Annotated in this window: 14 protein-coding genes; 2 read left to right on the forward strand and 12 right to left on the reverse strand. The window is 27.2% G+C overall.

Going from position 1 to position 14,005, the window contains the following annotated elements:
• Positions 1-12: 12 nt before the first annotated feature.
• The 3 genes from AMYT_RS07255 to AMYT_RS07265 are packed head-to-tail and all read right to left on the reverse strand — an operon-like array spanning position 13 to position 3,417.
• Positions 13-1,344 (reverse strand): sodium ion-translocating decarboxylase subunit beta, encoded by a 1,332-nt coding sequence (locus AMYT_RS07255; protein WP_114841883.1) that lies wholly within the window; start codon positions 1,342-1,344, stop codon positions 13-15.
• Positions 1,345-1,360: 16 nt separating this feature from the next.
• Complete coding sequence (locus tag AMYT_RS07260; RefSeq protein WP_114841884.1) at positions 1,361-3,172, reverse strand: biotin/lipoyl-containing protein; 1,812 nt, start codon at positions 3,170-3,172, stop codon at positions 1,361-1,363.
• A gap of 5 nt (positions 3,173-3,177) precedes the next feature.
• Positions 3,178-3,417, reverse strand: a complete 240-nt coding sequence (locus AMYT_RS07265) for an OadG family protein (protein ID WP_114841885.1) — start codon at positions 3,415-3,417, stop codon at positions 3,178-3,180.
• A gap of 331 nt (positions 3,418-3,748) precedes the next feature.
• On the opposite strand from AMYT_RS07265, the gene AMYT_RS07270 reads away from it, so the two are divergent.
• Positions 3,749-4,405, forward strand: a complete 657-nt coding sequence (locus AMYT_RS07270; protein WP_114841886.1) for a S24 family peptidase — start codon at positions 3,749-3,751, stop codon at positions 4,403-4,405.
• Here AMYT_RS07270 and AMYT_RS07275 read toward each other — a convergent pair whose 3' ends face one another.
• From AMYT_RS07275 to mobB, 5 genes are read right to left on the reverse strand one after another with little or no spacing between them, the layout of a single operon-like run.
• Complete coding sequence (locus AMYT_RS07275; protein ID WP_114841887.1) at positions 4,406-5,395, reverse strand: UDP-N-acetylmuramoyl-tripeptide--D-alanyl-D-alanine ligase; 990 nt, start codon at positions 5,393-5,395, stop codon at positions 4,406-4,408. It abuts the gene before it with no gap.
• Entirely contained in the window at positions 5,395-7,338 is a 1,944-nt protein-coding gene (gene metG, locus AMYT_RS07280) for a methionine--tRNA ligase (RefSeq protein ID WP_114841888.1), read from the reverse strand. The genes AMYT_RS07275 and metG overlap by 1 nt, the downstream gene beginning before the upstream one ends.
• A gap of 14 nt (positions 7,339-7,352) precedes the next feature.
• Positions 7,353-7,559 (reverse strand): hypothetical protein, encoded by a 207-nt coding sequence (locus tag AMYT_RS07285; protein WP_114841889.1) that lies wholly within the window; start codon positions 7,557-7,559, stop codon positions 7,353-7,355.
• Positions 7,549-8,394, reverse strand: a complete 846-nt coding sequence (locus tag AMYT_RS07290; RefSeq protein ID WP_114841890.1) for a class 1 fructose-bisphosphatase — start codon at positions 8,392-8,394, stop codon at positions 7,549-7,551. The genes AMYT_RS07285 and AMYT_RS07290 overlap by 11 nt, the downstream gene beginning before the upstream one ends.
• 3 nt (positions 8,395-8,397) lie before the next feature.
• The gene (mobB, locus tag AMYT_RS07295) at positions 8,398-8,904 is read right to left on the reverse strand and encodes a molybdopterin-guanine dinucleotide biosynthesis protein B (RefSeq protein WP_114841891.1); all 507 of its coding nucleotides are present in this window, start codon (positions 8,902-8,904) and stop codon (positions 8,398-8,400) included.
• Between the two features lie 153 nt (positions 8,905-9,057).
• Between mobB and AMYT_RS07300 the strand changes: the two genes are divergently transcribed.
• Positions 9,058-9,540, forward strand: coding sequence for a hypothetical protein (locus AMYT_RS07300; protein WP_114841892.1), 483 nt, complete (start codon positions 9,058-9,060; stop codon positions 9,538-9,540).
• Here AMYT_RS07300 and AMYT_RS07305 read toward each other — a convergent pair.
• From AMYT_RS07305 to AMYT_RS07320, 4 genes are read right to left on the reverse strand one after another with little or no spacing between them, the layout of a single operon-like run.
• Entirely contained in the window at positions 9,503-11,182 is a 1,680-nt protein-coding gene (locus AMYT_RS07305) for a lytic transglycosylase domain-containing protein (RefSeq protein ID WP_114841893.1), read from the reverse strand. The two genes, AMYT_RS07300 and AMYT_RS07305, sit on opposite strands and share 38 nt — an antisense overlap.
• A gap of 3 nt (positions 11,183-11,185) precedes the next feature.
• The gene (locus tag AMYT_RS07310; RefSeq protein WP_114841894.1) at positions 11,186-11,467 is read right to left on the reverse strand and encodes a YggT family protein; all 282 of its coding nucleotides are present in this window, start codon (positions 11,465-11,467) and stop codon (positions 11,186-11,188) included.
• Positions 11,464-12,765, reverse strand: a complete 1,302-nt coding sequence (gene gltX / locus AMYT_RS07315; RefSeq protein ID WP_114841895.1) for a glutamate--tRNA ligase — start codon at positions 12,763-12,765, stop codon at positions 11,464-11,466. Before gltX ends, AMYT_RS07310 begins: the two co-directional genes overlap by 4 nt.
• 1 nt (position 12,766) lies before the next feature.
• Complete coding sequence (locus AMYT_RS07320) at positions 12,767-14,005, reverse strand: M16 family metallopeptidase (RefSeq protein WP_114843166.1); 1,239 nt, start codon at positions 14,003-14,005, stop codon at positions 12,767-12,769.

The raw sequence follows: 14,005 nt of genomic DNA on the forward strand, positions 1-14,005 counted from the left end.
ACTATTATTTTATTATTTAAAAATTGATAAAAGTACACCAGCAGCTACTGCAGAACCAATAACTCCGGCAACATTTGGACCCATAGCATGCATTAGAAGAATATTAGAAGGATCTGACTTTTGACCCTCTTTACTAACAACTCTTGCCGCCATTGGAACTGCTGATACTCCAGCTGCACCAATTAATGGGTTTATTTGATTATCTTTTGAACTAAGTTTATTCATTATTTTGGCCATAATTACACCAGCTGCAGTTCCTGCTGCAAATGCAATTAAACCAATTACCATAATACCCATAGTTTCTGCTACTAAGAATTGTTCTGATGCAAGTTTAGAACCAACACCTAATCCTAAGAAGATAGTAACTATGTTAATTAATGCATTTTGCATTGTATCAGAAAGTCTCTCAACAACTCCTGATTCTTTAGCAAAATTTCCAAAACATAAAGCACCAATTAGAGGTGATGCATCTGGTAAAATTAATAAAGTAAGCACTAAAACAACTAATGGGAAAATAATTTTCTCTAATTTAGAAACTTTTCTTGTAGTCCCCATTTTGATCTTTCTTTCTGCTTCAGTTGTTAAAGCTTTCATAATTGGTGGTTGAATAACAGGAACCAATGCCATATAAGAATAAGCTGCAACTGCAATTGCCCCAAGTAATTCAGGAGCTAAAGCTGAAGCAATAAAAATAGATGTTGGTCCATCTGCTCCTCCAATAATAGAAATAGCTGCTGCTTGTTGTAAACTAAAATCAACTCCTGGAACATATTGAGAAAGTACAACTGCACCTACTAATGAACCAAAAATACCAAATTGTGCTGCTCCACCAAGTAGGGCAGTTTTTGGATTTGCAAGTAATGGACCAAAATCAGTCATTGCTCCAACACCCATAAAAATCAGTAAAGGGAAAAACTCATTTGCAATTCCCATATTATAGATAATTCCTAACATTCCATCTGGTGCAGCTATATTTGCAATAGGAATATTTGCTAATAATCCACCAAACCCAATAGGAATAAGTAATAATGGCTCAAAACCTTTGTTAATTGCAAGATAAAATAGTAAAAAACAAATAATAATCATAATTACTCTACCACCACTTTGTGCAAATAGAGACATTTCTTTACCATGAGAGTCTTTTACACCTTCATGTGGATTTAAAAGAGCTTTTAAACCTGTTGTTGCATAAAATGATTCAAATAATTGACTCATTGTTTTATGCTGATACTCTTTTTGTTCAACTTGAGCTGCTTCAGCATGAGCTGAAGCACTTGCAAATGCATTTACACTGCAAATAGTCATAAGAAAAACAAAAATTGAAATAATAAGACTTTTTTTCATATTTACTCCAAAATTATTAGCTAATTACAGCTAAAGGTTGTCCTTCATCAACTGCTTGATTTTGCGAAACTAAAATTTTAGATATAGTTCCTGCTACTGGAGAATTAATATCAATTTCCATTTTCATAGCTTCCAAAATCATAATTGTTTGATCTTTTTCTACTCTTTCACCTTCTTTAACTAAAATTTTCCAAACATTTCCATTTACAGCAGCTGGAACTTCTTCCCCATTTCCAGATGAAGCACAAGAAGTTTGAGTTTCAGTTTGAGCAACAGGTGTAATTTGAATATCAGCATTACCTTCTGCAACTGTTACATTAAATTTTTGTCCATCTACAACAACCGTATAATTTCCGCTAGCATTATTCATAGCTTTATTTTCTCCTTGTTCACATACTTTATCATTTTCACAAATATTTGCATTTGTTTTTCTTATATTTAAAGGTCCATCACCTTTTAAGAAAGTAATTCCTTTTTCATCGCAAGCTGCAGCAATAAAAATATTCTCTTCAGTAGTTTCAATACCTTCTTCTTTTAATCTATTTTCCCAATAAGCCATAGTTTTCTTTTCATCTCTATCAGCTATATCTAATGGATTTTCAGTAGTTGGTTCTAATTTTAGCTTTTCAGAAGCTAATTTAACTACTTCTGGATCTGGAGCAGTAGGAGTTTTACCAAAATAACCTAATACCATTTTTCCATAACCAGGAGCAATTTGTTTCCATGGTCCAAACATTACATTTGCATATGCTTGTTGCCAGTAAAACTGTGAAACAGGAGTTACAGATGTACCATATCCACCTTTTTCAACAACTTCTCTCATTGCTTTAATTACTTCAGGGAATTTATCTAAAGTACCATTGTCTCTCATCATTTGAGTATTTGCAGTTAATGCTCCACCTGGCATTGGTGAAAAAGGAATTAAAGGAGATACTTGAGTAGCTTCTGGTGGTAAGAAATAATCTTTTAAACAATCATTTAATACTTCTTGATATTTTAGAACTTTTTCCACATCAAGACCACCTAAATCATAATTCTTACCTTTTACTGCATGTAACATTGTAAGAATATCAGGTTGAGATGTTCCTCCACTAACAGGACTTGCTGCTAAATCAATACCATCTGCACCAGCTTCTAATGCAGCTAAATAACAAGCAACAGATACACCTGCTGTTTCATGTGTATGAAGTCTAATATGAGCATCTTCACCTACAAGTTTTCTTGCCATTTTAATAGTTTCATATACTTTTTGTGGAGAACTTGTACCTGAAGCATCTTTAAAACAAATAGAATCATAAGCAATTCCACTATCTAAGATATTTCTTAAAGTTTTTTCATAAAAAGCAACATCATGAGCACCTGAACATCCTGGAGGTAAGTCCATTAATGTAACAACAACTTCATGATTTAAACCATATTTTTTAATACATTCAGCAGAATATTCTAAGTTTTGAACATCATTTAAAGCGTCAAAGTTTCTGATTGTAGTAACACCGTGTTTTGCAAACATTTTTGCATGCATTTCAACTAATTCTCTTGAACCAGTATCTAGCATTACAGTGTTTATTCCTCTTGCTAGTGTTTGTAGATTTGCTTCTGGACCAACGATTTGTCTAAATCTATCCATCATTTCAAAAGCATTTTCTCTTAAATAAAAGAACAGAGATTGAAATCTTGCTCCTCCACCAAACTCAAAGTGAGTTATTCCTGCATCTTTCGCAGCTTCAACAGCTGGAAAGAAATCCTCCATTAGAACTCTACCACCAAAGACAGATTGAAACCCGTCCCTAAAAGTAGTATCCATGACATCAATATATTTCTTTGCCATATATTTTAACCTTTAAGATTTTTATGATGTTGAACTGCAGCGACAATTGCAGCTACTTTTGCAGAACTTGAAGCAACAGGCTGTTGCGGTTTCTTTGCGGGTTCTTTTTCCTTCGCAGGAAAATACTTACTAACTAAGGCGGCTTGCCCTTTTAACACAAAAATTAAAATAATTAAAAATGAGAAAACAACTCCCATTCCTAAAACCATAAATTTGAGTGCTTCAACAATTAAATTTTCTTCCATATTACTCTCCGTGGTTACCACTGTAATTTGTGAGTATAATTTTATATTAAAGTAGCTTTATTAAAATTTATAAATAGCCACATTTTGTATAAAGTTTGAGATTTTTTTATGGAAAAAATAAATTAAAAAATTTTTTCTCCAAATTTATAAATTAATATGTCAATTTTATAAATGATTTCTATTACATAATCAGTAAAGTTTAAGATTTTTTCTCCCATTTTTAAACTCCTTTTGTAAATTTATGCCAAATTATAATATTTTTTGCAATAACCCTTGAAAAATATTTCATTTTGTAATATAATTATGTAAAATCTATGTTAAAGGTGATTTTATGTTATATGTAAATGAAATTATTGAAAAACTAAAAGATATAATTAGTGCAGATGGAAAAAGAGGTAAGGTTTTTGATAAAGATGTTGCTGATGAGTTAGATCTTTCTCAAGCAAATTTTGCAACTATGAAAAATAGAGGTAAAATTCCTTTTCAAAATATATTAGACTTTTGTGCAAAGAAGAAAATTTCAATAAACTGGTTACTTTACAATCAAAATCCTAATTCTTTATTGGATTCAACTGATAAGTATTGGATAAAGTATTATCCTGATGTAAGAGTAAGTGCAGGTGGTGGTGCCTATGAAGATGAAGATGCTTCTGAAGTTTTTGAAGTACCTGAATATTTTATAAGTATGTTAGGTGGAAAAGAGAATTTAAAAAACATTGATGCGATTAATGTAGTAGGGGATTCTATGGAACCAACATTAAATTCTGGAAATATTATCTTTATTGATAAAACAAAAAAAGATTCAAAAAGAGAAGGTATTTATGCATTTACAACAATTCATGGACTTTTTGTAAAAAGAATTCAGCAAAGAGTGGATGGAAATCTAGATATTATCTCTGATAATAAAGATTATCCAACTCAAATTTTAAATTCCCATGAAATAAATATTTTAGGAAAAGTTGTTAGCTCTTTTGGTATGGTTTATTAATTATAATAAAGTTAATTGAGTCTGTTTTGTATCTAAAATATTTAAAATTTCTTCATTAGTGTAGCCTATTATATAGGCTGCATTAAATTCAGATTGAATTAAAAACTCTTTTAATTTATTTATATCTTCTATAATATTTTGTTTTGCAAAAAAATTATTTATATATTTTGAAGTGATAAATATTGTTTTGCCATATTTATATTTCTTTTTTAAATAAGTTATCTCTTTTTCTAAAAGAGTAGAATTATTTTGAATTAATATAAATTTATTACTTTTTCCAAATTCAACTTGATTTAAAAATCTATCTACAAAAATAGGTTTTAATAAAGTTGAATTTTTTAATTTTATTAATTCTTTTTCCTCTTCTAAAAAATAATAAGCTGTTAAAAACTCATTTATATATAATGAAGGAACTCTAATTTTAGAAAAAAACAGCTCTTTATATGTAAAAGAAGATTCAAAAATTGTATGTTCAACTAAATTTTCATATTTAAACTTTGATACTTTTATATCTTGGTTTTTAGGATATAATTTATCCATAAGCTCTTTATCTTCAAAAATTAAAATATTTTCATTTTCAATATCTTCAAGAATTAATAAAAAATTATCTAAACAATTTTCTATCATTTTTATTTGGGTATTTAATGAATTTTTTAGTATTTGAATATAATTAAAAGTAATAGTATCACAATAAAAAACATTTAAATCAAAGTGAGATAATTTAAATCTTATTAATTTAATAAGAGCCTCTTGTAGATTATTTACTTTAATCCAAGCAATTTCAAAATCAAGTATTGAAGTATTTGTATCAATTAAAATAGCAAAAGCACCATTTTCAATAGCTTTTGGAATATCTTCTATATTTTTAGCAATAAAAAGATCTCCTTGTTTTATCTTCTTTGCTTCTGTTTTAATACTATAAATATAAGAAATTGATGGAGAGTTTAATTTCTCTCCATCTACAATATCAATAATTGATGAGATTTTCACTAGCTTATTTTTGTTCCAGAGATTTTTGGTTTTTCAGGTCTTACTAAAGATAAACCATCTTTATCTTTTGCTGCAAGTAACATACCTTCACTTAACATACCCATTAATTTTGCAGGTTTTAAATTTGCTACAACACAAGCTTGTGTTCCCACAAGTTCTTGCGCACTGTAATACTCTTTAATTCCAGCTAATACTTGTCTATTTCTTCCTTCTCCTAAATCAACTTGTAATTTTAGAAGTTTACTTGACTTTGGAACTTCAACTGCTTCAACAATAGTTCCTACTTTTATAGTTGTTTCAAAGAATTTATCAATAGTAATTAGATTATCTTCTGTTAAATCTTCATTTTCTTTTACTTCAACTTCGTTTTTATCTTTTTTAACTTCAGGAGCTTGCTCTAAAAGAATCTCTTCAATTCTAGGAAATAGTTGATCAACTTTTGTAATAGTAGTTGTATCTAAAAGCTCTTTATTTACAATTACTTTATTATATAATTCAGTATTAATTTTTATACCTAAAGATGTGGCAATTAAAGCAATTTTTTCAGGCATAACTGATTCTAATAAAATAGCAACTTTTGCCATAATATTTGTAATTAAAGCAACTAAAGCCATCGCTTCATCAGTTTTACCTTCTTTCATTTTTGTCCAAGGCTCATAATCTCCAATTGCTTTATTTGCAACTGTAAGAACTTTCCAAATCTCTTCAAGGTATCTATTAATTTGCATATTAAAAATAAGTTCTTCTACATTTTCTAAAATTGCATTAACTTCATCAAGCTCTTTTTTATGGTATTTTTCCACATCTTTTGAATCAACTTTATAATCAAAATATTTTCCACTCATACCAGAAATTCTATTTAGTAAATTTCCTAAATCATTTCCTAAATCAGAGTTAATTCTATCAATTAACGCTTTTTGTGAAAAATCCCCATCTTGTCCAAAGGGAACTTCTCTTAACATAAAATATCTAAAAGCATCTAACCCATAAGCATCTGCTACTTCTTTAGGATTTACAACATTTCCTTTTGACTTAGACATTTTTTCACCATCTCTTGTCCACCAACCATGTGCAGCAATATGTTTTGGAAGAGGTAATTCTAAACTCATTAAAAATGCTGGCCAATAAATTGCATGGAATCTTAAAATATCTTTTCCAACTAAATGAACACTTGCTGGCCAATAATTAAAGTTCTTTTCATCACTTCCATAGCCAAGTGCAGAAATATAGTTAATAAGTGCATCAAGCCATACATACATAACATGTTTTGGTTCATTTAAAGAAGTAGGAAGTTTTACACCCCACTCAAATGAAGTTCTAGAAATTGATAAATCTCTTAATCCATTTTTTACAAAGTTTACAATTTCATTTTTCTTTGATCTTGGTAATATACAATCTTCATTCTCTTCATACCATTTTAACAATTTATCTTCATATGCTGATAATTTAAAAAAGAAACTCTCCTCTTTTACAATAGAAGTAGGTTTTCCACAGTCTGGACAAAATTGTTCATCTATTAATTGTTTTTCAGTAAAAAAAGTCTCACAAGATACACAATAAAAACCTTCATATTCACCTTTATAAATATCACCTTTTGCATACATTTTTTCAAAAGCTTTTTGAGCACCTAATTTATGTTCTTCATCAGTAGTTCTAATAAATTTATCATAAGTTATTCCAAAATCATCCCATAAAGCTTTAAATTTCCCAGATACTTCATCAGCATACTCTTTTGGTGTTTTACCTCTTGCTTCTGCACTTTGAGCAATTTTTTGCCCATGTTCATCAGTTCCTGTTAAAAAGTATGTATTATGTCCAGTTAGTCTTGAGTATCTAGCTAACATATCTGCAATGATAGTAGTATACGCATGACCAATATGAGCTACATCATTTACATAATAAATTGGTGTAGTTATATAAACATTTTTACAATTATTTTGCATTTTTTACCTCTTAGTTAAAATTCAAATCCACCGCCAGAGCCTTTATTCATAGACTCATAAACAGCTAAAACATATTTTTTTCTTAATTCACATTCAAAAAATTTAGAGCAGGGTACACAAGAGTTTAAATTATTTGACTCTTGGCATTTTTTTAGTTCTTTTAAAGCATCTTCAAGCTTTAAATCCCACTCATCAAAAACTATTTCTTTATTATTTTCCATTTTCTTTATAAACTTTTAATACTCTATTTATTTCTTCATTAGAACCAAAGAAACAAGGACTAGTATCATGAATATGAGTAGTTTGTATATCTAAAACTCTTTGGAAACCATCAACTGCTTGTCCATTTGCTTTTTCATAAATATAAGCAAATGGGAAAACTTCGAAAAGTTGTCTTAGTTTTCCTTTTGGTCTATCTGTTGTTCCTGGATAAGAGAATAATCCCCCACCTTTTAATAAAATTTGATGTAAATCAGGAACCATACCTCCTGAATATCTTAATCTATATCCATCTTCAAAAATATCATCAATTAATTTTTTATGAAAAGGTGCCCAGCAATTTTGTGTTGAACCTGGTGCATTTAGTTTACCTTTTTCATTTAATTTAATATTTTGTATAAATTTAAATTCATTATTAATTAGTCTATACATTTTTACTTCATCAGTAGCAATTACCAATTCAACCCTTGGTCCATAAACTACATAAACTGCCGCAACTAAATTTTTACCAGTAAAATCATTTTCATAAATTCCAAAAATTGAACCTACAGAAAGGTTTACATCCACCAATGAAGAGCCATCTAATGGATCATAAGCAATAAGATATTTCCCTTCTTTATGTAAAGATACAATATTCTCTTGTTCTTCACTAACAATAGCTTTTACACTTTTTAGTTCTTTAAAAATATTTTCTATAATTTCATCACTGGCAATATCAAGTTTAAGTTGAGTATCACCAGTAGAATTTTCTTGTGTACTTTTTCCTGTATCACCAGTTTGTATTAAATTTCTAATCTCAATTGCTGATTTTTTAATTGCATCAAAAATTTCTGTCATTATTTATACTCTCTTTGCATTATTTTCAATCCATTCTACTACTTGTTCTGGATTATTCAAATCTAATTTATCAATATTTTCTGGAATATCTTCATATTTTATAGTATTATCAAATGCGATTGCATTTGTTACTTTAAAATATGATTCATCTAACATATCTCTAAAAATTGAGATTCTAGGAAGAGGAAGAGTTTTAAGTCCTTCAACTAAAAGATAATCAAATTCACCAAATAAAGTTATTAATTCATCAATCGTTGAACTTTCTTTTTTAAATAGAGTTGTTCTATTTGGTGAAACAACAGCCACATCTGCTCCTGTTTGTGAAAATTTATCACTATCTTTTCCTGGAGTGTCAAATCTTGCTTTATCTTTAGGGTCATGCTTAACTATGCATACTTTATTCCCTTCATCTTGCAAAATATTAGCAACTTTTACAATAAGTGTAGTTTTTCCGCTGTTTGATGGCCCAGAAAAGGCAACAGCTAATTTTTTATATTTTCTCTTACTCATAGGCTGGATTTTAGCAAAATGATAGTTAAACTCTTATGAAGGCATTTTTAATACTTTATTTTATTAAAGAAAATTGCCTAAAATTAGGGTAAAGTGCTTTAAAGATAGTTTTGTGTACAATTAGTTTTGTAAATAAACTTGGAGATATATTTAATGAGAAAATTTTTGTTATCAACTTCTTTTATAACTGCTTTATTATTTAGTGGTTGTACTACTAATAGTGCTTTAAAACATTTTGAAAATAAAGAACTAAATGCAAATGCATTACAATATACAAAAAAGAGTGATATTATTGTAGATAATGAACCTAAGGTTCAATTTTTTGCTACATATTTAAATTTAGCACAAAAAGATAATGATAAAGAAATAGAGAGTTTTTTAATAGGTGTATATTTAGTTAATCAAAAAAATCAAAACTTTTTACAACAAGGTTATACTTTAACATTAAATGGACAAGAAGCTTTAGCAGAGCCTTTAGAAATTTCACCAAAATCTTTAATGGTAAAATCACTTCCAATTAAAAACCCTTGGGGGAAATATTATATTGCACATTTTCCACAACAAGAAGATTTTAAACTTACTTTAACACTAGAAAAAACTAATTTGCCAAAGGCTGTATTAGAGTATGAAAAATAAAAGAGAGTTTATGCTCTTTTTTATTATCTAAATAATTTTTATAAATATAATAATTTGCTAATACTTTTTTACCGTACTCTTTTGTTTCATCATAAGAGATTAATTCCATACTTAAAAAAGGTTCAAATTGATTATTTTTTGAAAATAATCCTAAATTTTTTAAAGATTTAAAGTATCCATATCCAGCATTGTATGAATATGCAATAAAAAGTGGATTATCTAAATTTTTTTGTAAATTATTTAAATGATAGTTTGCATACTTTAAATTTGTTTTAGTTTCAAACATTTTATTAAAATCATATTCATCTTTTAAATCTTTAGCAATATGTTCACTTAAAAAAGGCATTATTTGCATAACACCTTGAGCATAAACAGAAGATAAAGCAGTTGGTATAAATCTACTTTCTTGTCTTGAAATAGCATAAATAAGGGCTTTTCTATCTATATCATAGTTTTTTAACTCTTCTTCAAAGGGTGTTAAAAAGTAATGTGTTTTATAGTTGTCATATTTATTATATATAAAAGCTAAAAAAGGAAGAGTCTCTTTTTTATTAAAAAGATTTTCATACTTTTTAAATTTTTCTTCATTAAACTCTTTTGTATCTTCAAGTAAATTAAACCAAGAAAAAGGATCTTTTGTATCAAAGCTTTCTTTAGTTTCATTTTGTTTTAACGAAATATTATATTTTATATTTTTAATAGGGATATTTTTTAACTCTTTTACATATAAAGAGTAAATATCTACATTTGTATTTGTGCTTAAAGTTTCTAAATAATTTTCATCTTTTGTTAAAAGATATAACCAAAAATTAATTTTATTTTTTTCTATAATTGAAGTAGTTTTATTTAAAGAGTTATTTAAATAAATAAAAGCTTGATTAAAATCATTATATATAATGGAATTTAAAGCTAGGAAAAAAGAGCTTTTAGAACTAAGAGTTGTATCTTCAAAATTTAAAAAGCTTTTATTTAAAAGATTAAGTTTTGGATTTGTAATACAATACTTTATAAGTTTTTCTACTCTTTTATCATCTTTAATTTTATTTATAGTTTTTAGGGGTAATTTATAATTAAAATGTTCTATTTTAAAGTTTACACCTGTATTTAAAAAAACTTCATAAAAATCATCAATATCAGATGAGATTAATTTAGTAAAAGGAATAGGGGCAGCAATAATTTTTAATTGTTGTGCAAAATTGGGATATTTTTCTTCTACTTTTTTTATAATTGTTAATAATTCAATTTGAGATAGTTTTGTTGCTTGTTTTAAGCTTAATCCATTTTTAATACAATTTGCATCAGTATCAATTAAATCCTTTGCAGAGGCTTTCATACACTGCACAACAGCAATAGTTTCATCATGTTTAAATTTTTTGGCAAATTGAAAAAAAATTGTATTAGAAACAGATTTTACCATACTTAAAGCTTCCAAAGCTTCATCTGGAGTAATATCTTGTTTTAAGTATTGAAGTATATAAAAATCTTTTATTGTAGAGTAGGGCTTAGTTTCAAGCCATTGTAATGTTATTGCAGATTTTTTATCATACTCTTTAATAGAAGTTTCTTCTATCTTTACTATATTATTAACTTCATTTGCATAAGCTAAAAAAGTTAAAGAAAATAAAGATAGAAGTTTTTTCATTTTTTACATCATTCCCATAAATAATCTACCTAAAAATGTCTCTAGGAAAATTAAAATAAAAATAAGAATAATAGGAGCTAAATCCATTCCTCCAAATACAGTAGGAATAACTCTTCTAATTAGTGCATAAGCTGGTTCTGTTAATCTATATAACATTTGTACAATTGGATTATAAGGATCAGGTCTAACCCAAGATAAAATTGCTGAAATAATAATAATCCATTTATATAAAAAGATTATACTTAAAATTACTGTAAATATCGAACTTAGTAAAGCATTTATCATTTTACAATTTCTCCTAAATAATTTTTTATAAAAGGATATATATCACTTAGGTTTGGTCCATTTTCTCTACCTGTTAATACATATCTTAAAGGTTTAAATAGATTTTTTCCTTTTAAAGAAGTTTGTTCAGTAATATATTTTTTCAATTCTTCAAAATCTTCAATAAATGGAGCATTTTTTAAACATTCCATTATCTTATTTGTCTCTTCTTCAAAACCTTCACAGCTTTGTTTTTTAGTAAAAATTAAATCAAGTTTTTCTTTTATCTCTTTTAGTGTACTTGCTTCTTCTAAGAAAAGCTTTCCAAGTTTTCCAATTTGTTCATCTGCAAAACCTAATAGTTTAGATAATCTTAAATCATCAAGCATAGATAGATGTTTTCTATTGATAAATCTTAACTTATCAATATCAAATTTTGCTGAACTTGTAGAAATATTTGATATTTCAAACCATTCAATAGCTTCTTCTAAAGTAAAAATTTCACTTGGAGTTTTATTTCCTAGTAAAACTAAATAATTAGCAATTGCCACAGGTAAGAAACCTTGTTCAATTAGCCATTTTACAGAGCTTTCATTATCTCTTTTACTCATTTTTTTACCAGTTGCAGCATTTAAAATAATTGGTAAATGTACATGTTTAATCTCTTTATCATATCCTAAAGAGTTTCTAATATGAATCTGCTTTGGTGTATTTGAAACATGATCTTCCCCTCTAATAATCATTGAAATATCATATAACATATCATCAACTGCACAAGCATAATTATATGTGGGAGTTTTATCATGTCTTAATATAATAAATGAATCAACATCAAAAGGAGAATAATCAAAATCACCTTTTAATAAATCTGTAAATTTAATATTTTCATCTGGTTTTTTAATTCTTACTGTAAAAGGAGCATTAACTTCTAAAACAGCTTGATCAGATAAAGAAGCACAAAATCCATCATATCTAAAAGGTTTTCCCTCTTTTTTAGCATCTTCTCTTAATTCTTCAAGTTTTTCATCACTACAAAAACAAGCAAAAGCTTTTTTTTGTGACATTAGTTGCATAGCTAATTTTTGATGATATTTTAAATTTCCACTTTGATACACAACTCTTGCATAATCAATAGAAAAAAGGTTTAAAATCTCTAAAATCTCTTTATCTTTTCCCTCAATATTTCTTTCTTTATCTGTATCTTCTATTCTTATTAAAAGCTCTTCATTTAACTTTTTTGACATAATAAAATTAAATAGAGCAACTCTTAAATTTCCTATATGCATATCCCCTGTTGGGCTTGGTGCGAATCTTAACAATTTATTTCCTTACAATTGAAAATGATAAATCTTTTATCTCTATATGAGATTTTATATAGTTGTTTAAATCTTCTAATTTTAAATTTTGAATTTTATCTAATTCTTTTTGAGCATAATCTTGCTCTAAGCCTTTATAGTAAAGATTAAATGCTCTATTTAACCTTTGAGAAAGAGTTTCTGTTCTTAAAGGTTCACTTCCTGTTAAGAAATTCTTAGCAGCTTCAAGTTCTTCTTTTGTAACACCTTCTTTTACAAAATCATTAACTATTTTGCTTACTAATTTTTGTGCTTCTTTAGCACTTTCTAATTTTGTTTGTAAATAGCCTGTAAAATAAGAGTGAGATTTATTTATAGAAACATAACCATAAGCACTATAAGCCAATCCTCTTTTTACACGTATTTCTTCCATAAGTCTTGAACCAAATCCAGAACCACCAAGAATAAAAGAAGCTACTTTCGCCATATAAACATCTTCATCTTTAACAAAAGCATTAAATTTACTACCAAAATAGATATATGCTTGTTGTGTATCTTTTATAAGTTCTTTTGTTGTTGGCTTAGCTTTTATTTCAAATTTTATTAGTTCTTTTTTCTCTCCAATTGGAAGAGTTTCTAATGTATTAATAATGTTTTTTTCTAACTCTTCAAATTCAATATCTCCACCAGCAACAATAATTAAATTTGATAAATTAAAAGTATTTTTAATAAACCCTTTTACATCTTCTAATTTAATTTTTGAAAGAGATTGGATTGTTCCTGAACTTGGGTATTGTAAAGGAGTATCTTTAAATAAAATCTCTTTTAAAAGATTTCTAGATATATAATCATAATCATTTTCTTTTCTTTTTAAAGAACCAATTTGAATAGTTTTAATTTTATCAATAACTTTATTATCATAATTTGGATCTTCTAATAACTCTTTTAAAAACTTAAAAGCTTTATTATTAACCTCTTTTAAAGATGAAACTTCAATAACAAAAGTTTCAAAACCATTTGTAGTATTAATAGATATTGCATTACTTTCTAATTTTGAAGCAAAAGCAGTTGAACCTAATCTTTTTGTTCCTTCATTTAATAATAATGCTGAAAAAGAAGCAATACCATTTAAATCTTTATCTTGAATTGAACCTGAATTTTGAAAAACTAATTGCATATTTAAAATAGGTAGAGTAGTTTGCTTTTCAAAAATAACAGGAATTTGTGTATTATTTATTGTAATATGTTTTATTTGTGCACTCAT

Origin of the sequence: Malaciobacter mytili LMG 24559 (assembly GCF_003346775.1) — a bacterium.
Lineage (GTDB): Bacteria > Campylobacterota > Campylobacteria > Campylobacterales > Arcobacteraceae > Malaciobacter > Malaciobacter mytili.

Bases quoted from the DNA above. Each gene is read 5' to 3' on its own strand.
- AMYT_RS07255 (WP_114841883.1), bottom strand. From the start codon at position 1,344: ATGAAAAAAAGTCTTATTATTTCAATTTTTGTTTTTCTTATGACTATT.
- AMYT_RS07260 (WP_114841884.1), bottom strand. From the start codon at position 3,172: ATGGCAAAGAAATATATTGATGTCATGGATACTACTTTTAGGGACGGG.
- AMYT_RS07265 (WP_114841885.1), bottom strand. From the start codon at position 3,417: ATGGAAGAAAATTTAATTGTTGAAGCACTCAAATTTATGGTTTTAGGA.
- AMYT_RS07270 (WP_114841886.1), top strand. From the start codon at position 3,749: ATGTTATATGTAAATGAAATTATTGAAAAACTAAAAGATATAATTAGT.
- metG (WP_114841888.1), bottom strand. From the start codon at position 7,338: ATGCAAAATAATTGTAAAAATGTTTATATAACTACACCAATTTATTAT.
- AMYT_RS07285 (WP_114841889.1), bottom strand. From the start codon at position 7,559: ATGGAAAATAATAAAGAAATAGTTTTTGATGAGTGGGATTTAAAGCTT.
- AMYT_RS07290 (WP_114841890.1), bottom strand. From the start codon at position 8,394: ATGACAGAAATTTTTGATGCAATTAAAAAATCAGCAATTGAGATTAGA.
- mobB (WP_114841891.1), bottom strand. From the start codon at position 8,904: ATGAGTAAGAGAAAATATAAAAAATTAGCTGTTGCCTTTTCTGGGCCA.
- AMYT_RS07300 (WP_114841892.1), top strand. From the start codon at position 9,058: ATGAGAAAATTTTTGTTATCAACTTCTTTTATAACTGCTTTATTATTT.
- AMYT_RS07305 (WP_114841893.1), bottom strand. From the start codon at position 11,182: ATGAAAAAACTTCTATCTTTATTTTCTTTAACTTTTTTAGCTTATGCA.
- AMYT_RS07310 (WP_114841894.1), bottom strand. From the start codon at position 11,467: ATGATAAATGCTTTACTAAGTTCGATATTTACAGTAATTTTAAGTATA.
- AMYT_RS07320 (WP_114843166.1), bottom strand. From the start codon at position 14,005: ATGAGTGCACAAATAAAACATATTACAATAAATAATACACAAATTCCT.